Consider the following 19,779-nt stretch of genomic DNA (forward strand, 5'->3'; position numbering starts at 1 on the left):
GGCCGGGGGTTCACTAGGAGAACCCGCAACATGACGGTTACCGCCAACCAGGTTCTGCGTCCTCGCGGTCCGCAGATCGAACGCCTTACCGACACCCGTGCAAAGGTCGTTATCGAACCTTTGGAGCGGGGTTACGGGCATACGCTGGGCAATGCCCTGCGTCGCGTGCTGCTGTCGTCCATCCCGGGCTTCGCCATCACGGAAGTCGAAATCGACGGCGTGTTGCACGAGTACACCACGGTCGAAGGTCTGCAGGAGGACGTGCTCGAAGTCCTGCTGAACCTGAAGGACGTGGCCATCCGTATGCATTCCGGCGACAGCGCCACCCTGTCCCTGTCCAAGCAGGGTCCGGGCGTTGTCACTGCAGCTGACATCAAGGTCGACCACAATGTGGAGATCCTGAACAGCGATCACGTGATCTGCCACCTGACCAAGGATACGGCGATCAACATGCGTCTGAAGATCGAACGTGGTTTCGGCTACCAGCCGGCTGCCGCGCGTCGTCGTCCGGACGAAGAAACCCGTGCCATCGGCCGTCTGGTCCTGGATGCCTCGTTCTCGCCGGTCCGCCGCGTCGCCTATGCCGTGGAAGCGGCTCGCGTCGAACAGCGTACCGACCTGGACAAGCTGGTCATCGATATCGAGACCAACGGCACCATCGACGCCGAGGAAGCCGTGCGCACCGCCGCCGACATCCTCAGCGACCAGCTGTCGGTGTTCGGTGACTTCACCCACCGCGACCGCGGTGCGGCCAAGCCGGCCAACAACGGCGTGGATCCGGTGCTGCTGCGCCCGATCGACGACCTGGAGCTGACCGTGCGTTCGGCCAACTGCCTGAAGGCCGAAAGCATCTACTACATCGGCGATCTGATCCAGAAGACCGAAGTGGAGCTGCTGAAGACCCCGAACCTGGGCAAGAAGTCGCTCACCGAGATCAAGGAAGTGCTGGCTCAGCGCGGCCTGTCCCTCGGCATGAAGCTGGAGAACTGGCCGCCGGCCGGCGTCGCCAGCCACGGCATGCTGGGCTGATATCGGTAATGCCTGGAGGCTCCACCGTTCGCGGTGGGGCCTTCAACGCAGCAACACATCGCCACGACGAACCCCAGGTTCGCGGGCAGGTCGTCCAGGACGGATGGCCAGGACCAACCGCAGTCCGCGCAGCAACGCCAGGATGGCGACAACGATCCACACAGCCTCATCATTAACCAAGGAATATCACCATGCGTCACATGAAGTCTGGCCGTAAGTTCAACCGCACCAGCGCCCACCGCGAAGCGATGTTCAAGAACATGGCCGCCTCGCTGTTCAAGCACGAGCTGATCAAGACCACCCTGCCGAAGGCCAAGGAACTGCGCCGCGTGGCCGAGCCGCTGATCACCCTGGCCAAAATCGACTCCGTCGCCAACCGTCGTCTGGCTTTCGCCCGTCTGCGCGACAATGAAGCCGTGGGCAACCTGTTCACCATCCTGGGCCCGCGCTACGCGAACCGTCCGGGCGGCTACCTGCGTCTGCTGAAGTGCGGCTTCCGCGCCGGCGACAACGCTCCGATGGCCTACGTCGAGCTGGTCGACCGTCCGGCCGTGGCCGAGGAAGTGGCCGAGTAATCGGACCGCTCCAACGCGACACAGCGAAAGCCCGGCCTCTGCCGGGCTTTTGCGTTTCCGGGGTCGGATCCCTTTCCGCAGGAAAGGGCTCCGACCCCATTCCTCCAGCACAGAGCGTCAGAGCCCTTCGCATGCGCAAAGGTATCTGACCCACACCGTTCCGACAGGCGTGCCGTGTGGCGGTTCGAACGGGGCGCGCTCTCGGTTACGCTTGGCGCCTGATCCGTTCGAGCGTTGACGATGAATCCTTTGCGCTGGCCCTTCCGCGCCCAGTTCCTGTTGGGCTTCCTGATCTGCGTGGGCCTGCTCGGCTTCGCCATCTTCCTGCAGCTGAAGATGGGCCTGGAGCCCTGTCCGTTGTGCATCTTCCAGCGCCTGGCGTTCGCCGCGCTGGGCCTGCTGTTCCTGATTGGTGCCGTGCACGGCCCGTCCAACCGCCCGGGTCGCGCGACCTACGGCATCCTTGCCTTCATCGCCGCCGCTGTCGGCTTCGGCATTGCCGCGCGCCACGTGTACGTGCAGATGCTGCCGCCGGAAATGGGCTCCACCTGTGGCCCGCCGCTGGCCTTCCTGAGCGAGACGATGGGCCCGCTGGAAGTGTTCCGCACCGTGCTGACCGGTACCGGCAACTGCGGCAACATCGACTGGACCTTCCTGGGCATGACCATGCCGATGTGGTCCGGCGTGTGGTTCGCGCTGCTGGCGCTGTGGGCGCTGGTGGTGTCGCTGCGCAAGGTCAAGCGCTGAAAGCAGAACGGGGTCAGATCCCTTTGCGCAGCAAAGGGCTCTGACCCCATTGGCAGCCACGCGTGGCGTGGCTCTACTGTGAATCAGGGATCCGACCCCAGCCCGATCAGAAGTCCTGCTGCAGGCTCAGGTAGGCACCGCGGCGCGGGCCCCATTGCGGCGCGAACACGCCGACGCCGCCGCCATCACGCAGCTGGTAGCTGCGATCCAGTGCATTGATCACCGCCACCTGCACGTGCAGCGGATGCCCGCTGTCGGCGTTGAAGTCGTGGCCGGCACTCAGGTTCACCTGCAGGTAGGACGGCAGCTCGCCACCGTTGGGCACCGTGTCGGTATCCGAGCGCAGGCCGCTGCCGAATACGTAGTTCGCACCGATGCGGTTGTGGCCGGCGAAGGCGTAGCTGAAGCCACCCGACGAGGTCAGCTTCTGGTCGTGGTCCAGGTGGATCCAGTGGTCAGCCACGTAGGCCAGGGCCTCCGGGTCGAGGTTGTACTGGCTGGTGATGACGTCGGTGCCGATGGCCTTGTTCAGGGCTGCATTGAAGTAGGCGCTGAAGGGACCGTTGCTGTAGTCGGCGCTGAATTCCAGGCCGCGGATGTGGCCGCGACGGTAGTTGAACGTCGAGTAGATGTAGGCAGCGCCGAACTGGCCTTCGTCCTGCAGGCGCGAGACGCGGCGATCATAGGCATCCAGGCCCAGGGTCAGGTGCTCGCCGACCTGCTGGGAGACGCCGATGTCGTAGTAGTCGCTGCGCTCGGCCAGCGGAATGTTGTTGCCACCGGACGGCTGCGCGTTGGTGGTGCCGTCATACAGGCTGATGTCGCTGGTGGCGATCAGCTCGCTCGCCGGCGGGGTGAAGTAGCGCGAATAGCCGGCGTGCACGGTGGTGCTGTCGCTGGCATTCCAGACCACGCCCAGGCGCGGGCTGAGCTGGCCCTCGGTCTGGCCGAAGGCCTTGTAGCGGTCACCGCGCAGGCCGTAGTTGACCGTCCAGTCCTCGCCGATCTTCCACTCGTCCTGCACGTAGACCGCCATCGTGGTGGCCTTGAACGCGCTGCTGTCGGCAATCCGCAGCGGCGTGGTGCTGGTCTGTGCGCCGTCGTCGTCGACCGGGAACACCCAGCTGTTGTTGCTGGCGCGGGCACGCTCCTGGTTGCCGTACACGCCATAGCGCAGCGTGTGGTTGTCGCCCAGCGGCGTGGAGAAGTCCGCCTGCAGCGTGTTGGCGCGGTTGCTGCGCTGGACCTGCGAGGCGACGCCACTGAACACCAGATCGCCGGCCACATCGGGATTGAAGCCGACATCGCTGTAACGCTGCCCGGCAGAGACCTGGTAGGCGGTCTCGCCCAGCGTGCCCTGCAGCACCAGCATGCCGAAGCGGGTGGTCTCGCGCTGCGTCTCATCCAGCTGGCTGGAATCGAAGGTGGTGGTGTCCAGGTAGCCGAACTGCGGGGTCTGGCCCGGGTTGACCGGAATCTGGAAGCGGTTGTTGGCGAAGCCGGCGAACACGCTCAGGCGCGTGGTGTCGTTGACCAGGTAGGTCAGGTCGGCGAACGCCTTGCCCTGGTGGGTATCGTCATGCTCCGGCTTGCGCGAGCTGGTCGGGTTTTCCAGGCCGACGTCGTTCTGGTCGTAGTTGCCGGTCAGGAACCAGCTCCAGCGTCCCTGCGAGCCCCACCACGAGGCGTTCGGGTTGACCTTGCCGAACGAGCCGGTGGTGATGCCGACGCTGCCGCCATTGCCGAGCTCGGCGCCACTGCGGGTGGTGATGTCGACCACCGCGGCGGTGCGCTCGCCGAACTGTGCCGGCAGCGCGCCGTCCATCAGGCGGATGCTCTTGATCGTGCGCGCGTCCAGGGTCTGGCCGAAACCGGAGATCGACTCGGGCAGCAGCACGCCGTTGATGCGGTACTGCAGGTTGGCGTGGTCGCCGCGCACGTGCACGCCACCGTAGGAATCCTGGACCACGCCCGGCGCCTGCAGCAGCACCTGGCTGAGCGGCGCGGACGCGCCCAGCGGCTGCTTCTGGATGTCCTCGGCGGTGATCTGGTACTGGCTGCTGCCGATGTCGGGCGACAGCGCGTTGCGCGCCTGGTCGAGCTGGGCGCTGACGGTGACCGTGTCGAGGTCCTTCACTGGCGCGGCGTCCGTGGTGGCATCGGCGGCCAGGGCGAGGGAGGGCAGGCTGGCCAGGGCCAGGGCGAAGGTGATGCCGGTTGCGAGCAGGGAGGGCTTCATGGCGATGGGCTGTGGAAGGGGCCGGAAGAGGAGATGGGATTGTTACTTCGTAACACTGCGAGGCGAATCATGCGCCTGTCCGGGCGGGTGTGGTCATGCGGTTTGTGGCCGATCGCGTTGCCCTTTCCCCGATGTTCAGGCATGTGCAGATGGCGGCCGGGCCTTTGCGACAGCGGCCGGCTCTGCGACCATGAACGTCCCCCACCCCGGAATCCTGCAATGAGCCTGTCCGCCATTCCGCCCGTCTCCGATCCCGCTGCGACCGCCGCCGGCGCTGGCTGGTCGCCGGAGAGCTGGCGTGGCAAGACTGCCCTGCAGATGCCGACCTATCCCGATCCCATCGCGCTGGACGCCGCCCTGCACGAGCTGAAGCGGCTGCCGCCGCTGGTGACCTCGTGGGAGATCCTGGCGCTGAAGCAGCAGCTGGCCGACGCGCAGGAAGGCAAGCGCTTCCTGCTGCAGGGCGGTGATTGCGCGGAGAATTTCAGCGACTGCGAATCCGGCACGATCTCCAACCGGCTGAAGGTGCTGCTGCAGATGAGCCTGGTGCTGGTGCACGGCCTGCGCCAGCCGGTGATCCGCGTCGGCCGTTTCGCCGGCCAGTACGCCAAGCCGCGCTCGGCCGACACCGAGACCCGCGACGGCGTGACCCTGCCCAGCTACCGCGGCGACGTGATCAATGCGCCGGCGTTCACCGAGGCCGCGCGCCTGCCGGACCCGAAGCGGATGCTGCAGGCCCACGCGCATTCGGCGATGACGATGAACTTCGTGCGGGCGCTGATCGACGGTGGCTTCGCCGACCTGCACCATCCCGAATACTGGAACCTGGAGTGGGTGCGGCATTCGCCGCTGGCCGCCGAGTACCAGAAGATGGTGGCCTCGATCGGCGACGCGGTGCACTTCATGGAGACCCTGGCCGGGGCCCGCGTGCACAACCTCAACCGCATCGACTTCTACACCTCGCACGAAGCGCTGCTGCTGCCGTACGAGCAGGCGCTGACCCGGCAGGTGCCGCGCCAGCAGGGCTGGTTGAACCTGAGCACGCATTTCCCGTGGATCGGCATGCGCACCGCCGCGCTGGATGGCGCGCACGTGGAGTACCTGCGGGGCGTGCGCAATCCGATCGCGATCAAGGTGGGGCCGTCGGTGCAGCCGGACCAGCTGTTGCGCTTGATCGACGTGCTGAACCCGGACGACGAACCGGGCCGCCTGAGTTTCATCCACCGCATGGGGGCGGCGCAGATTGCCGAGAAGCTGCCGCCACTGCTGGACGCGGTGAAGCGCGATGGCCGCCGCGTGCTGTGGGTGTGCGATGCGATGCACGGCAACACAGAGAGCACGGCGAACGGCTTCAAGACGCGTCGCTTCGACAACGTGCGCGGCGAAGTGGAGATGTCCTTCGACCTGCATGCAGCGGCGGGCACGCGGCTGGGTGGCGTGCACCTGGAGCTGACCGGTGAGGACGTGACCGAATGCACCGGCGGTGCGCGTGAGCTGACCGAGCGTGACCTGGAGCGTGCGTACCGGTCGACGGTGGACCCGCGGTTGAACTACGAGCAGTCGCTGGAGATTGCGATGGCGATCGTGCGCAAGCAGGAGCAGGCGAGGTAGGTTTTTCTGCAGGGCTTGCAGCCCTGCACCTGCTGCAATCAACTGCAACTGCAACGTCAACATCAAATGCTGGGTGTCCGTGGGTTGGCGGGGCGGTGTGGGTGGGCAGGACACGCCGTAAACCCATCCATGGGGGCTCGATGGCGCCATCCATGGCGCCAACGGTCCTGCCCACCCACACCGCCCCACCTCTGACAGATTCCCGCGACGGTTGGTGGGTGCCGACCGTTGGTCGGCACATCTGTCGGATATCGAATGAATTCATCCACGCATGGCGTGGATCTACTGGTAACGGCGGCTGTTGGTAGGTGTCGACCGTTGGTCGACACGATTTTTCTGTCAGATATCAATATTCAAAATGGGATCCGACACCGTGCCGACCAACGGTCGGCACCCACCATCAGCAGCAGGTTCCGACAGATCGCGGAAAACTGTCGAAGGCGGGGTGGGTCCGGTTGAGGGGGCGTGAGCCGCATGGATGCGGCGACCGAGCTTACATGGACGTACTTGCAGCGTCCCCCTCAACCGGACCCACCCCGCCTACCCTCAGGAAACCAGCTTTTGACGTTGACGTTGACGTCGCCTCTGCGGGTGCAGGGTGCAAACCCTGCATACAACACGCTCATGCCCCATGCGCGACCCTGTCCATCCGCGTGTTCGAGTGGAGGTGGCAAGGGTGCATTGGGAGCACATGCAGGCCTATGCATGGCCGTTGGGGTTGGCGCTGGTGATCGGCGGCATCGGTGCATGGGTGATCCTGTGGGTCTATCACCGGTTGAAGGGGCGCGACCGGCGCCGTGCGCGCATCGGCCGCGTGCTTGGCCTGCCGCTGGCGACGGCGTTGCCGCTTCTGTTGCTGATTCCCGCACTGCAGGCGACGCCGTTGCAGGATCCGCTGCTGGGCAATCTGCAGCGCATCCTGCACATCAGCCTGGTGGCCTGCTTCATCTGGTTGCTGGTGCGCGGTGTCGGCGCCATCGAGCGCGCGATCCTGCGCAGCAATCCCATCGACGTGGCCGACAACCTGGAAGCGCGCCGCATCCAGACCCAGACACGTGTGCTCAGCCGGGTGATCATGGGCGGCATCATCGTGCTCGGCGCCTCGCTGGTGCTGCTGCAGTTCGACATGGTGGCCAAGATCGGTTCGGCGCTGCTGGCGTCGGCGGGTCTGATCGGCCTCGTTGCCGGTATCGCGGCCAAGCCGGTGTTCGGCAACCTCATTGCAGGCCTGCAGATCGCGGTGACCCAGCCGATCCGCCTGGATGACGTGGTGATCGTCGAAGGCGAGTGGGGCCGCATCGAGGAGATCGGCAGCAGCTACGTGGTCGTGCGCATCTGGGATGAGCGGCGCATGGTGGTGCCGTTGACCTGGTTCATCGAGAACCCCTTCCAGAACTGGACGCGGCGCAGCGCCGACCTGTTGGGTACCGCGTTTTTCTGGCTGGATTACCGCGCACCCATCGCAGCCATCCGTGCCGAACTCGAGCGCATCTGCCGGGGCGAGCCGCTGTGGGATGGCCGCGTGTGCGTGACCCAGGTGACCGACACCAGCGAGCGTGCGATCCAGGTTCGCCTGCTGGTCAGTGCGCGCAGTTCCGGCGATGCGTTCGACCTGCGCTGCCTGGTGCGTGAACGGATGCTCGATTTCCTTGCCCGCGAACATCCGCAGTCGCTGCCGCAGGTGCGTGCGCGGCTGCAGCACGAGGACGAACTGGACATGCCGCGCGGGCCGCGTGCGCGCACGGCGGACGTGCGGTCGCCGGGTGCGGAGGATGGGGAGGCCGCGATCGTGCCTGTGGAGCCAGAGCCCGAACGGTAGCGCCAAGCCATGCCCGGCGAGCGCAGCGGCATCGTCCCATCCGCCGGGCATGGCCCGGCGCTACCGGGACGTTACGGATCGCCGGCGTCGATCAATGCGTCGGTGGCGAACCGCGGCGGCTGCCGTGCGCGGGTGCGCTGTTCGTAGGCGTAGGCCATCTCGATCAGCTTCGGCTCGCTCCAGGCGGTGCCCATGAACAGCAGGCCGGCGGGAAGGCCGTCGATCTGGCCCATCGGCACGCTCAGGCTGGGGTAGCCAGCCACCGCAGCGGCGCTGTAGCTCTCGCCGGGGAAATCATCGCCGCTGCTGCGCAACGGCCAGGCAATGCCGGTGGTCGGTGCGATCAGGCCGTCGAGCTGGTGCGCGGCCAGCACCGCATCAATGCCCTCAGGCCCCGCCAGGCGGCGCGCATCGCTGCGCGCACGGATGTAGACGGGGTCGGCCAGGCCGGGGGTGGCGTCGGCCTCCTGCAGCAGCTGCTGGCCGAACAGCCCCAGTTCCTGCTTCGCATGGGCCTGGTTGAAGGCGATCAGCGCGGCCAGGCTGCGCAGCGGCGCCTTGTAGGTGACCAGGTAGCGCTCCAGCCCCGCCTTGAACTCGTACAGCAGCACGGTGCGCTCGGCCTCTTCCCAGGCGCCCTGGTTGGGCATCGCCACCGGCACCACCACCGCGCCGGCGCGGCGCAGCTCGGCCACGGCCTGGTCCATCAGCGGCGACATGCCGCGGTACTTCAGCAGCGGCGTCTGCAGCAGGCCCAGGCGTTTGCCGCGCAGGCCCTGCGGATCCAGCCGCGCGGTGTAGTCGTAGACCGCCCGGCCGGGCATGGTCGCGGTCGCCGGGTCGGCCGCATCACGGCCGGCGATGGCGGTCAGCACGGCGGCCGCATCGGCCACGCTGCGGGTCATCGGCCCGGCGGTGTCCTGGCTGAAGGAGATCGGGATGATGCCTTCGCGGCTGACCAGGCCGACGGTGGGCTTCAGCCCGACCACGCCGTTGATCGCCGCCGGGCAGACGATGCTGCCGTCGGTCTCGGTGCCGATCGCCACGCTGGCCAGGTTGGCGGCCACGGCCACCGCGCTGCCGCTGCTGGAGCCGCACGGCGAATGGCTCAGGCGGTAGGGGTTGCGGGTCTGGCCGCCGCGCGCGCTCCAGCCGGACACCGAATCATTGCCGCGGAAGTTGGCCCATTCGCTGAGGTTGGTCTTGCCCAGCACCACTGCGCCGGCCTCGCGCAGGCGCCGCACCAGGTAGGCATCGCCGGGCTTGAAGCCCTGCAGCGCCAGCGAACCGGCGGTGGTGGCCATCGGTGCGGCGTTGATGTTGTCCTTCAGCAGCACCGGGATGCCGTGCAGCGGGCCACGCAGGCGGCCTGCACGGCGCTCGCGGTCACGTTCGGCCGCTTCCTTCAGGGCATCGGGGTTGAGTTCCAGCACCGCGCGCAGGCGGGGCCCGGTGCGGTCCAGGGCGGCGATGCGCTTGAGGTAGGCGGCGGTGAGGGTGGTGCTGTCCAGCTCACCGCTGACCATCCGCGCCTGCAGATCGGCCACGTCGGTTTCGGCGTAGGGGAAGGGCACGTTGCTGCTGTTGGGCGCGGCGGCGTGCGCGGCCGGTGTCGCCGGACTGCAGCCCACGGCAAACAGCGCGGGCAGGGCCGCGGTCAGGCAGGTCAGCAGGGAAGACAGGAACGGGCGCATCGGACGGCTGGGTCGGCTCCAATCGTCAGTGTAGCGGCTGCTCAGTGGCGGCGCTTGCGCAGGTCGCGGGCGAGCACGTAGACGACGATCAGGTTGATCGCCAGCACGCTCCAGGAGGCCCAGCCGGGGTGGCGGAGCACCGCGTAGATATCGAAGGGCAGGTAGATGGAGGCAGTCAGGCAGCCCAGCCAGGAGGCCCAGGCCTTGGCCTTCCACAGGCCCCAGGCTTCGACCAAGTGCAGCAGGCCGTAGCCGATCATCGCCGCCGCGGCCAGGTGCACCGCGTCGGGACTGATCATGTTCAACAGCGAGGGCAGGGTGCCGTGATCCGGGTCCAGGCTGAAACGCCGGATCAGGGCATTGACCCCATCGCGAAGCGGCTGCGGACCGAGCATTTCCAGCCCGGTCGCAGCCAACAGCGCCAGCATCGCCTTGCTCGCTTCGAGCAGGGCGATGACGTGGAGACCCGGATGCCGGTGCGGATCCGGGTTGTAGCCGTTCTGGCTCACGGGTCAGGCTCAGCCGCCGCGCGAAGCCTTCTTGCGGTCGCTTTCGGTCAGGAACTTCTTGCGCAGGCGGATCTCCTTCGGGGTGATCTCGACCAGCTCGTCGTCCTCGATGAAGTCCAGGGCCTGTTCCAGCGAGTACTTGATCGCCGGGGTCAGCTGGATCGCATCGTCCTTGCCCGAAGCGCGCATGTTGGTCAGCGGCTTGGTCTTGATCGCGTTGACGGTCAGGTCGTTGTCCTTGGAGTGGATACCGACCAGCTGACCTTCATACACGTTGTCGCCTTCAGCAGCGAACAGCTTGCCGCGTTCCTGCAGCGGGCCAAGCGAGTAGGCCGGCGTGGTGCCCGGCGCATTGGCGATCATCACGCCGTTGATGCGCTTGGCGATCGCGCCCTGTTCCTTCGGACCGTAGTGGTCGAACACGTGGAACAGCAGGCCCGAACCCTGGGTCAGGGTCTTGAACTCGTTCTGGAAACCGATCAGGCCACGGGCCGGGATCGAGTATTCCAGGCGCACGCGGCCCTTGCCGTCCGGCTCCATGTTCTTCAGCTGGCCCTTGCGGGTGCCCAGCTTTTCCATGACGCCGCCCTGGTGGATTTCTTCGATGTCCACCACCAGCTGTTCGATCGGCTCCATCATCTGGCCGTCGATTTCCTTGATGATGACTTCCGGGCGCGACACGGCCAGCTCGTAGCCTTCGCGACGCATGTTCTCGATCAGCACCGACAGGTGCAGTTCGCCGCGGCCGGAGACCAGGAACTTGTCAGCGTCTTCCAGCTGCTCGACCTTCAGGGCCACGTTGTGGACCTTTTCACGGTCCAGGCGGTCCTTGATCTGGCGGCTGGTCAGGAACTTGCCACCGGACAGGTCCTTGTTGCCGGCGAACGGCGAGTTGTTGACCTGGAAGGTCATCGAGATGGTCGGCTCGTCGACGGTCAGTGCCGGCAGCGCTTCCGGGGTATCCGGGTGGCACAGGGTGTCGGAGATGGTCAGCTCCGGGATACCGGAGATGGCGACGATGTCACCGGCTTCGGCGGTGTCCTGCTCGATGCGCTCCAGGCCCAGGAAGCCCAGCACCTGCGCGACCTTGCCGTTGCGCTTCTTGCCTTCACGGTCGATGACCGCGACCTGCATGTTCTTCTTCAGGGTGCCGCGCTGGATGCGGCCGATGCCGATGACGCCCACGAAGTTGTTGTAGTCCAGCTGGCTGATGCGCATCTGGAAGGCGCCTTCCGGATCGACTTCCGGCTTCGGCGCGTGCTGCATGATTGCTTCGTACAGCGGGGTCATGTCGCCGTCGCGCACGGTGTCTTCCAGACCGGCGTAGCCGTTCAGGGCCGAGGCGTAGACGATCGGGAAGTCGAGCTGCTCGTTGGTGGCGCCGAGCTTGTCGAACAGGTCGAAGACCTGGTCGATCACCCACTCCGGACGCGAGCCCGGACGGTCAACCTTGTTGACCACGACGATCGGCTTGAAGCCCATCGCGAAGGCCTTCTGGGTGACGAAGCGGGTCTGCGGCATCGGGCCGTCCATCGCGTCGACGAGGATCAGCACGGTGTCGACCATCGACAGCACGCGCTCCACTTCGCCGCCGAAGTCGGCATGCCCCGGGGTATCGACGATGTTGATCCGGTTCTTGATGCCGGTCTTCTTGTCTTCCCAGGTGATGGCGGTGTTCTTGGCCAGGATGGTGATGCCGCGTTCCTTTTCCTGGTCGTTGCTGTCCATCACGCGCTCGGCGAGGACGGTACGCTCGGACAGGGTGCCGGACTGCTTCAGCAGCTGGTCGACCAGGGTGGTCTTGCCATGGTCGACGTGAGCGACGATGGCGATGTTGCGAAGGTTTTCGATGGACATACGAAAGGGGGCCAGTCGGCGCCGGATTTGGAAAAAGAAGTCCAACATTATACGTCGAAGTTGACGATTGGCGAAAACCTTCATTTCAGGCCCGGTCGGATGCCCATTCAGGCGCCTGTCGGGGCTGCCTGAACGGTGGCCCCCGGCCGGTCGGGCCGGCCCCGTTGGCCCATGGTCGAAGGCGCCGCTGCCACGAGCCGGGTGTAAACTAGGTGGCTAGACGCATTCCCATCTGCAGCAAGGATCTCCATGTCCCTCATCGCCACTTTCGACACCACCCAGGGCCCGATCAAGGTCGAGCTGTTCGCCGACAAGGCGCCGCTGACGGTTGCCAACTTCGTCAACCTGGTCAAGCAGGGCTTCTATGACGGCCTGATCTTCCACCGCGTCATCGCCGACTTCATGATCCAGGGCGGCTGCCCGCAGGGTCGTGGCACCGGTGGCCCGGGCTACAAGTTCGAGGACGAGAAGAATGGCGTGAAGCACGAGGTCGGCTCGCTGTCGATGGCCAACGCCGGCCCGAACACCAACGGCAGCCAGTTCTTCATCACCCACATCAAGACCGACTGGCTGGACGGCCGCCACACCGTCTTCGGCAAGGTCCTGGAAGGCCAGGCCATCGTCGATTCGGTCAAGCAGGGCGACGTGATCCATTCGATCACCCTGGAAGGCGACGTCGACGCCGCGCTGGCCGCACAGGCCGACCGCGTCGCCGAGTGGAACAAGATCCTCGCCGCCTGATCCCCCTTCGAAACGGCCACCCCTCGGTGGCCGTTTCCCTGTTCCCCGCCGCCCGCCAGGCCTGCGAGCCACGCCCGCGGCGTTCCATCCAACGCTTGCAAGCAAGAGGAAACCCCCATGAAAGCACCCGTTCGTGTTGCCGTGACCGGCGCTGCCGGCCAGATCGGTTACGCCCTGCTGTTCCGCATCGCCTCCGGCGAAATGCTGGGCAAGGACCAGCCGGTCATCCTGCAGCTGCTGGAACTGCCGGTCGACAAGGCCCAGGCCGCCCTGAAGGGCGTGATGATGGAGCTGGAAGACTGCGCCTTCCCGCTGCTGGCCGGCATGGTCGGCACCGACGACGCCGAAGTGGCCTTCAAGGACGCCGACATCGCCCTGCTGGTCGGCGCGCGTCCGCGCGGCCCGGGCATGGAGCGCAAGGACCTGCTGCTGGAAAACGCCAAGATCTTCACCGCCCAGGGCGCGGCGCTGAACAAGGTCGCCAGCCGTGACGTGAAGGTGCTGGTGGTCGGCAACCCGGCCAACACCAATGCCTACATCGCCATGAAGTCGGCCCCGGACCTGAAGCCGGAAAACTTCACCGCCATGCTGCGCCTGGACCACAACCGCGCGCTGAGCCAGCTGTCGAACAAGCTCGGCAAGCCGGTCGGTGGCATGGAGAAGCTGGTCGTGTGGGGCAACCACAGCCCGACCATGTACCCGGACTACCGTTTCGCCACCGCCGATGGTGCCTCCATCGCCGATGCGATCAACGACCAGGAATGGAACGCCAACACCTTCATCCCGACCGTCGGCAAGCGCGGCGCGGCGATCATCGAAGCCCGCGGTTCGTCCTCGGCTGCTTCGGCCGCCAACGCTGCCATCGACCACGTGCGTGACTGGGTGCTGGGCAGCAACGGCAAGTGGGTCACCATGGGCGTGCCGTCCGACGGTTCCTACGGCATTCCGGAAGGCGTGATCTTCGGCTTCGCCGTGACCACCGAAAACGGCAAGTACACCCTGGTCAAGGATCTGCCGATCGATGACTTCAGCCAGAAGTACATCGACAAGACCCTGGCCGAGCTGGAAGAAGAGCGCTCCGGCGTCGCCCACCTGCTGGGCTGATACCGGCGTTGACCGGTAGGTACCGACCGTTGGTCGGTACGTCATCCAGAAGGTAGGTACCGACCGTTGGTCGGTACGCATGAACGGGGAGGCTTCGGCTTCCCCGTTTCTGTTTGAGGAATACGGAACCTGATGATCCATCTGCACTACATCGATGACGCACTGCTGGTGGCCGAGAAGCCGGCCGGCCTGCTGTCCGTGCCTGGCCGCAGCGAGGAGAACCAGGACTGCGTGGTGGCGCGTCTGCAGGCGCTGTACCCGGACGCGCTGACCGTGCACCGCCTGGACCAGGTGACCTCGGGCCTGCTGCTGCATGCACGCGGCAAGGCGATGCAGGCGGCGCTGTCGATGCAGTTCGAGCAACGCCAGGTGAGCAAGCGCTACGAGGCGGTGGTGCAGGGGCTGCTTGAGACCGACGCCGGTGAAGTGGACCTGCCGTTGATCGTGGACTGGCCGAACCGGCCGAAGCAGATGGTCGACCATGAGCGTGGCAAACCGGCGCTGACCCGCTGGCAGGTGCTGGCGCGGGATGCGCAGGCGCAGCGCACGCGGGTGGCGCTGGAACCGGTGACGGGGCGCAGCCATCAGCTGCGGCTGCACATGGCCAGTCTTGGCCATCCGATCGTGGGAGATGTGTTGTATGACGCCGCGCCGGCGCAGCGGGTGCACCTGCATGCATGCGCGCTGGCGTTCACGCATCCGGTGACGGGGGCGGCGCTGGCGTTCGAGTCCCCGGCTCCGTTCTAGGTGGTTCGGCAGGGCTGCGCCCTGCACCTGCCGAAGCAGCGTCAACGTCAACGTCAACGTCAAAAGCGGCGCTGGTTTTCTGTGTGTTGGGCGGGGCGGTGTGGGTGGGCAGGACACGCCGTAAACCCTTCCATGGGGGCTCGTAGGCGCCATCCATGGCGCCTGCGGTCCTGCCCACCCACACCGCCCCACCCCCGACAGATTTCCGCGGCTGTTGGTGGGTGCCGACCGTTGGTCGGCACATCTGTCAGATATCGAATAAATCATCCACGCATGGCGTGGCTCTACTGTGTCGACTCCGACAGGCTGCTGGTAGGTGTCGACCGTTGGTCGACACATCTGTCAGACATCGATATCCGACCCCGTGCCGACCAACGGTCGGCACCCACCAACAGCCGCAGAAATGTGTCGAAGGCGGGTGGGTCCGGTTGAGGGGGCGTGAGCCGCATGGATGCGGCGACCGAGCTTACAGGGACGTACTTGCAGCGTCCCCCTCGACCGGACCCGCCCCGCCATCCCTCAGCGGCCCCGCTTTTGACGTTGACGTTGCTTCTGCGGGTGCAGGGCGGCAGCCCTGCAGAACACACCCCACCCCCTACCAAGGTAGGGCGGCCCGCATGCCACCGCCGGACTATCCTCGATTGCATGACTTTGTCTGGGAGGGCTGCGTCATGAACTACGAGGAAACCTACCGCCGCTCGATCGACGAGCCGGAGGCCTTCTGGGGCGAGGAAGCCAAGCGCATCTACTGGCATGTGCCGCCGAAGCAGGTGCTGGACTACAGCAACCCGCCGTTCCGCCGCTGGTATGTCGGCGGCGAAACCAACCTCTGCTACAACGCCGTCGACCGCCACCTCGTTGATCGCGCCGACCAGCTCGCGCTGGTCGCGGTCTCCACCGAAACCAACGTCACCCGCGAAATCACCTATCGCCAGCTGTACCGCGAAGTGAATGACTTCGCCGCGGTGCTGCAGCGCCTCGGTGTCGGCCATGGCGACCGCGTGGTCATCTACATGCCCAACATGGCCGAAGCCGTGTTCGCGATGCTCGCCTGCGCGCGCATCGGCGCCGTGCACTCGGTGGTGTTCGGTGGCTTCGCCGCGCACAACCTGGCGCTGCGCATCGACGATGCCAAGCCGAAGCTGCTGATCGCCGCCGATGCCGGCATGCGCGGTGGCAAGGTCATACCGTACAAGGCCATGGTCGACGCGGCCTGTGCCGAAGCGGCCAACCCGCCGCCGCACGTGCTGATCGTTTCGCGCGGGCTGGATCCGGCCGAGCCGCGCGTGCAGGGGCGCGATGTCGACTACGCCGAACTGCGTGCGCAGGTGGGCGAAGTGGACGTGCCGGTGAAATGGCTCGAATCCAGCGAACCCAGCTACCTGCTCTACACCTCCGGCACCACCGGCAAGCCCAAGGGCGTGCAGCGCGATGTCGGCGGCTATGCGGTGGCCATGGCGCAGTCGATGCAGACCGTGTTCGACTGCAAGCCCGGCCAGGTGATGTTCTCCACCTCGGACGTGGGCTGGGCCGTCGGCCATTCCTACAACGTGTACGGGCCGTTGATCGGCGGCTGCACCTCGCTGCTGTACGAAGGCCTGCCGACCAACCCGGACCCGGGCATCTGGTGGGCGCTGTGCGAGCAGTACAACGTGCGCACGATGTTCTCCTCGCCCACGGCCATCCGCGTGCTGAAGAAGCACGATGCGGACTTCATCCACCGCCACGACCTGGATGCGCTGAAGTATCTGTTCCTGGCCGGCGAGCCGCTGGATGAACCCACCGCGCACTGGATCAGCGAGGCGCTGGGCAAGCCGATCATCGACAACTACTGGCAGACCGAAACCGGCTGGCCGGCGCTGACCCTGCTGCCGGGGCTGGACATGAAGCCGGTGCGCTTCGGTTCGCCGGGCTTCCCCAATCTCGGCTATCGCATGAAGGTGATCGACGAGAACACCGGCGAGGAGGTCGCCGCCGGGCAGAAGGGCGTGCTGGTGGTGACGCCGCCGCTGCCGCCGGGCTGCATGAGCACGGTGTGGAACGACGATGCGCGCTTCATGCAGAGCTACTTCAGCCACTTCAAGGAACTGCTGTACAGCTCGCTGGACTGGGCCATCCGCGATGACGACGGCTACACCTTCATCCTTGGCCGCACCGACGATGTGATCAACGTGGCCGGCCATCGCCTGGGCACGCGCGAGATCGAGGAAGCCATCTCTGGCCACCCGCGGGTGGCCGAGGCGGCGGTGATCGGGGTCAAGGACGAGCTGAAGGGGCAGGTGCCGCTGGTGTTCGTCACCCTCAAGCAGGGACTCAACGGCGAGGATCCGGCACCGGTGGTGGCCGAGATGATGGCGGCGGTGACCGCCTCGCTCGGCGCGGTGGCGCGGCCGGCGCATGTGCACGTGGTCAACGCGCTGCCCAAGACCCGCTCGGGCAAGCTGCTGCGGCGTTCGCTGCAGGCGCTGGCCGAACAGCGCGACCCGGGCGACCTGTCGACCCTGGATGACCCCGGGGCGCTGGAAGAGATCCGCCGCGCGCTGGGGCGGTAAACCGGTCTGGTAGCGCCGGGCCATGCCCGGCGAGCGCGAAGCGCGGAAAAGCCGCCAGGCATGGCCTGGCGCTACCCAACTACCGCACATGCGCTAAGCTCGGCCTGTCATCGATCTGCAACAGGGCCTGCGCTTCGGGGAAGCTGCGCAGGCTCCGACGATGGCGGGCAAGGGGGCGCGTCCGTCCGGGCGCGCAGATGAAGCGCATCAAGGATCGGGGGGGATGCATGGCACTGCTGCACGCCAAGACGGCCGCTGGCCGCCAGGAAATCGAAGACCGTGGCCGTCGCCTGCCGGCGGGACTGCGTTCGATCCTGTTGATGGTCGATGGCCGGCGCGATGACAACGAACTGCGCGGCCTGCTGGAAGGCCTGCGCGCACCGCAGGATGCATTGCAGCAACTGGCGGCGCTGGAACTGATCGAGGTGGTTGGCGGCTCGGTCGAGCCGGTCGCCGCGCGCGGCCTCAGCAGCGGCCGCGAGCAGGACCCGGCGCTGTACCAGCAGCTGTACGACGCGATGAGCGAAGCGGTCCGTCGCCATCTGGGCCTGAAGGGCTACTTCATGCAGCTCAAGATCGAGCGCTGCAAGGACGCGTTGTCGCTGGAACGGCTGTGCCCGGAACTGCAGGAGGCCGTGGCGAAAGCGCGCAGTCCGGCGCTGGCCCAGCGCTGGTGGCAGGAAACCCAGGCGCTGCTGTCGCCGGCCACAAGCGAGGTCGTGCAGGCCTGACGCGGCGGGTAAAGTGGGCGGTGGATTCCACTGCCCCCGAGGAGACCTGCGTGCAGGACGAACACGACACCACCGACACGCCCGGTTGGGACGCCATCAACGCCGCGCTGGCACCGCTGTATGCCGGCCAGGAGCCGCGCCATTACGGCACCGCGTTGCCGTACACGCTGGGCGGCCAGGATCCGCTGGATGGCATCAGCGTTTACTGGGCCGACGCGCCGCTGCCGCATTGGCACTACGTCACCTACGGCTTTTCCGAACTGTATGCCAAGGAAAGCAGCGATGCCGACGCCAGTGGCTATGGCTTCGAGCTGACCTTCCGGCTGGCGGCAGCGCCCGGCGAGGGCGCCACCAGCACGCCGCCGGTGTGGCCGCTGAACCTGCTGCAGAACCTGGCGCGCTATGTGTTCGGCAGCGGCAACGTGTTCGAGGATGGCCACCATCTCAATGCCAACGGACCGATCGCACTGGAGACCGACACCCGCCTGTGCCATCTGGCCTTCATCGCCGACCCGCAGCTGCCGGCGCGTGACACCGCCAACGGCCACCTGCAGTTCCTGCAGCTGGTCGGCCTGACCGACGAGGAGATGGAAGCGGTCAAGCGCTGGTCGACCCGCGACGTGCTGCTGGCCCTGCAGCCGGCGATGCCGCTGTGGATCACCGACCTGCACCGCGGCAACCTGCTCGACGATCCCGCGCTGGCGGCACAGGTGCGGGAGGGCAGTGAACGCGAAGGCTCCAGCACCGGCATGCTGTTCATTGAAACGCTGCAGTGGCGTCAGGAGGCGGGGGTGACCACGCTGGTGCTGGGCGCCGGCCAGGTGTCGAGCGTGAGCGAGCTGCTGGGCCTGCGCCTGCGCCACGGCAAGCCGCTGGAGCTGGTCAGCCGTGAGCGTCAGTGGACGTTCGTGCCTGCCGCTGGTGAGCCTGCAAATGATGTTGGAAGCGATAGCGCGCGCTGGGCCCTGGATGAGGCTGGGCTGCGGGCGATGGCGGTGGTGCCGGCCGAACGCGGGCTGTACCCGGTGGCGGATTCGCTGCGCATTGAAGTGGTGCCGACCCAGCTGCGCGACGGCAAGGGCGAGGTCATCCGCGAGATCGGCTGAGCGCGGTGAGCGCGCGGGGTGGGGGCAGAGCCGCCTGCTGCGCAGACGGATCCGACCCCGGGTTCTGACCCCGTCCCAGGCGTCAGGCCAGGCCTTCGGCCTTCAGCACGGCCTGCACGCCGGCGTCGGCTTCCATGCGGGTCTTGAACGCCGCCACGTTGTCCAGGCCGACCAGGTCGACCTTGGCGGCCGCGGCCCAGCGCAGGGTGATGTAGAAGTAGGGATCGGCGAAGCTGCGGAAACCGGCCAGCCACGGCTTGTCGGCCAGCTGCTTGTCGGCGGTCTCGAACAGGCCACGCAGGCGCTTGCGCGCGGCGGCGCGGATGGCGTCGAACTGGCCTTCATCGGCGATGAACTTGGCCGGCCCGAACAGCGGCGAGAACGCCGGGTGCACGTCCGAATTGACGAAGGACAGCCAGCGGGTGGCTTCGGCGCGCTGCTGCGCACTGCCATCACCGGCCAGGCCAGCCTGCGGGAAGCTGTCGGCGATGTAGCCCATGATGGCCGCGTTCTGCAGCAGGATGAAATCGCCATCGACCAGGGCGGGCACCGCACCGGCCGGGTTGATCTTGAGGAATTCCGGACCCTTCAGGGTGTCCTTGTCCAGCAGTTCCACGTCATAGGGCTGGCCGGTCCACTGCAGGGCGATGTGGTCGGCGGTGGAACAGGCACCGGGCTTGCTGTACAGCTTCATGGGAACTCCAGGCGGGGCGGGAAA

16 protein-coding genes are annotated in these 19,779 nt (G+C 66.6%); 11 read left to right on the forward strand and 5 right to left on the reverse strand.

The window, feature by feature from the left end; genetic code table 11:
* Positions 1-30 precede the first annotated feature (30 nt).
* From rpoA to C1925_RS04505, 3 genes are all read left to right on the forward strand, one after another.
* Positions 31-1,029 (forward strand): DNA-directed RNA polymerase subunit alpha, encoded by a 999-nt coding sequence (rpoA, locus tag C1925_RS04495; protein WP_079220762.1) that lies wholly within the window; start codon positions 31-33, stop codon positions 1,027-1,029.
* A 191-nt stretch (positions 1,030-1,220) separates the two neighbouring features.
* A complete protein-coding gene (rplQ, locus tag C1925_RS04500; protein ID WP_108767853.1) occupies positions 1,221-1,604 on the forward strand; it encodes a 50S ribosomal protein L17 in 384 nt (127 codons plus the stop codon).
* Positions 1,605-1,844: 240 nt separating this feature from the next.
* Entirely contained in the window at positions 1,845-2,351 is a 507-nt protein-coding gene (locus C1925_RS04505; protein ID WP_108767854.1) for a disulfide bond formation protein B, read from the forward strand.
* Between the two features lie 106 nt (positions 2,352-2,457).
* Here C1925_RS04505 and C1925_RS04510 read toward each other — a convergent pair whose 3' ends face one another.
* Positions 2,458-4,590 (reverse strand): TonB-dependent receptor, encoded by a 2,133-nt coding sequence (locus C1925_RS04510; RefSeq protein WP_108767855.1) that lies wholly within the window; start codon positions 4,588-4,590, stop codon positions 2,458-2,460.
* Between the two features lie 219 nt (positions 4,591-4,809).
* Between C1925_RS04510 and C1925_RS04515 the strand changes: the two genes are divergently transcribed.
* Together C1925_RS04515 and C1925_RS04525 are read left to right on the forward strand one after the other, a co-directional pair.
* Complete coding sequence (locus C1925_RS04515) at positions 4,810-6,201, forward strand: 3-deoxy-7-phosphoheptulonate synthase class II (RefSeq protein ID WP_108767856.1); 1,392 nt, start codon at positions 4,810-4,812, stop codon at positions 6,199-6,201.
* A gap of 691 nt (positions 6,202-6,892) precedes the next feature.
* Positions 6,893-8,020, forward strand: a complete 1,128-nt coding sequence (locus tag C1925_RS04525) for a mechanosensitive ion channel family protein (protein WP_325167190.1) — start codon at positions 6,893-6,895, stop codon at positions 8,018-8,020.
* Positions 8,021-8,091: 71 nt separating this feature from the next.
* Here the strand turns inward: C1925_RS04525 and C1925_RS04530 are convergent, their stop codons facing one another.
* The 3 genes from C1925_RS04530 to typA are packed head-to-tail and all read right to left on the reverse strand — an operon-like array spanning position 8,092 to position 12,080.
* Positions 8,092-9,714, reverse strand: a complete 1,623-nt coding sequence (locus tag C1925_RS04530; RefSeq protein WP_108767858.1) for an amidase — start codon at positions 9,712-9,714, stop codon at positions 8,092-8,094.
* A 41-nt stretch (positions 9,715-9,755) separates the two neighbouring features.
* A complete protein-coding gene (locus tag C1925_RS04535) occupies positions 9,756-10,223 on the reverse strand; it encodes a DUF2127 domain-containing protein (RefSeq protein WP_079220768.1) in 468 nt (155 codons plus the stop codon).
* A gap of 9 nt (positions 10,224-10,232) precedes the next feature.
* Positions 10,233-12,080 carry a translational GTPase TypA gene (gene typA, locus C1925_RS04540; protein ID WP_049456418.1) on the reverse strand — a complete coding sequence of 616 codons (1,848 nt, stop codon included), beginning with the start codon at positions 12,078-12,080 and terminating at the stop codon, positions 10,233-10,235.
* 249 nt (positions 12,081-12,329) lie between these two features.
* Between typA and C1925_RS04545 the strand changes: the two genes are divergently transcribed.
* From C1925_RS04545 to C1925_RS04570, 6 genes are all read left to right on the forward strand, one after another.
* On the forward strand, positions 12,330-12,821 hold the full coding sequence (locus tag C1925_RS04545; RefSeq protein ID WP_079220769.1) for a peptidylprolyl isomerase: 492 nt from the start codon (positions 12,330-12,332) through the stop codon (positions 12,819-12,821).
* Between the two features lie 117 nt (positions 12,822-12,938).
* Positions 12,939-13,925, forward strand: coding sequence for a malate dehydrogenase (locus C1925_RS04550; protein WP_108748672.1), 987 nt, complete (start codon positions 12,939-12,941; stop codon positions 13,923-13,925).
* 132 nt (positions 13,926-14,057) lie between these two features.
* On the forward strand, positions 14,058-14,672 hold the full coding sequence (locus C1925_RS04555) for an RluA family pseudouridine synthase (RefSeq protein WP_108767859.1): 615 nt from the start codon (positions 14,058-14,060) through the stop codon (positions 14,670-14,672).
* Between the two features lie 671 nt (positions 14,673-15,343).
* Positions 15,344-17,224 carry a propionate--CoA ligase gene (gene prpE, locus C1925_RS04560; RefSeq protein ID WP_108767860.1) on the forward strand — a complete coding sequence of 627 codons (1,881 nt, stop codon included), beginning with the start codon at positions 15,344-15,346 and terminating at the stop codon, positions 17,222-17,224.
* Positions 17,225-17,451: 227 nt separating this feature from the next.
* Positions 17,452-17,955 carry a hypothetical protein gene (locus C1925_RS04565; RefSeq protein WP_108767861.1) on the forward strand — a complete coding sequence of 168 codons (504 nt, stop codon included), beginning with the start codon at positions 17,452-17,454 and terminating at the stop codon, positions 17,953-17,955.
* Between the two features lie 50 nt (positions 17,956-18,005).
* Complete coding sequence (locus C1925_RS04570; RefSeq protein ID WP_108767862.1) at positions 18,006-19,061, forward strand: suppressor of fused domain protein; 1,056 nt, start codon at positions 18,006-18,008, stop codon at positions 19,059-19,061.
* 82 nt (positions 19,062-19,143) lie between these two features.
* On the opposite strand, the gene C1925_RS04575 is transcribed toward C1925_RS04570, so the two are convergent.
* Positions 19,144-19,755 (reverse strand): glutathione S-transferase N-terminal domain-containing protein, encoded by a 612-nt coding sequence (locus tag C1925_RS04575; protein WP_108767863.1) that lies wholly within the window; start codon positions 19,753-19,755, stop codon positions 19,144-19,146.
* Positions 19,756-19,779 lie beyond the last annotated feature (24 nt).

Origin of the sequence: Stenotrophomonas sp. SAU14A_NAIMI4_5, assembly GCF_003086795.1 — a bacterium.
Taxonomy (GTDB): Bacteria; Pseudomonadota; Gammaproteobacteria; order Xanthomonadales; family Xanthomonadaceae; genus Stenotrophomonas.

Excerpts from the sequence above, each read along its gene's own strand:
- C1925_RS04530 (WP_108767858.1), bottom strand. The coding sequence starts at position 9,714 with ATGCGCCCGTTCCTGTCTTCCCTGCTGACCTGCCTGACCGCGGCCCTG.
- C1925_RS04515 (WP_108767856.1), top strand. The coding sequence starts at position 4,810 with ATGAGCCTGTCCGCCATTCCGCCCGTCTCCGATCCCGCTGCGACCGCC.
- C1925_RS04510 (WP_108767855.1), bottom strand. The coding sequence starts at position 4,590 with ATGAAGCCCTCCCTGCTCGCAACCGGCATCACCTTCGCCCTGGCCCTG.
- C1925_RS04550 (WP_108748672.1), top strand. The coding sequence starts at position 12,939 with ATGAAAGCACCCGTTCGTGTTGCCGTGACCGGCGCTGCCGGCCAGATC.
- rplQ (WP_108767853.1), top strand. The coding sequence starts at position 1,221 with ATGCGTCACATGAAGTCTGGCCGTAAGTTCAACCGCACCAGCGCCCAC.
- typA (WP_049456418.1), bottom strand. The coding sequence starts at position 12,080 with ATGTCCATCGAAAACCTTCGCAACATCGCCATCGTCGCTCACGTCGAC.
- C1925_RS04575 (WP_108767863.1), bottom strand. The coding sequence starts at position 19,755 with ATGAAGCTGTACAGCAAGCCCGGTGCCTGTTCCACCGCCGACCACATC.
- C1925_RS04545 (WP_079220769.1), top strand. The coding sequence starts at position 12,330 with ATGTCCCTCATCGCCACTTTCGACACCACCCAGGGCCCGATCAAGGTC.
- C1925_RS04565 (WP_108767861.1), top strand. The coding sequence starts at position 17,452 with ATGGCACTGCTGCACGCCAAGACGGCCGCTGGCCGCCAGGAAATCGAA.
- C1925_RS04555 (WP_108767859.1), top strand. The coding sequence starts at position 14,058 with ATGATCCATCTGCACTACATCGATGACGCACTGCTGGTGGCCGAGAAG.
- C1925_RS04525 (WP_325167190.1), top strand. The coding sequence starts at position 6,893 with ATGCAGGCCTATGCATGGCCGTTGGGGTTGGCGCTGGTGATCGGCGGC.
- C1925_RS04505 (WP_108767854.1), top strand. The coding sequence starts at position 1,845 with ATGAATCCTTTGCGCTGGCCCTTCCGCGCCCAGTTCCTGTTGGGCTTC.
- rpoA (WP_079220762.1), top strand. The coding sequence starts at position 31 with ATGACGGTTACCGCCAACCAGGTTCTGCGTCCTCGCGGTCCGCAGATC.
- prpE (WP_108767860.1), top strand. The coding sequence starts at position 15,344 with ATGAACTACGAGGAAACCTACCGCCGCTCGATCGACGAGCCGGAGGCC.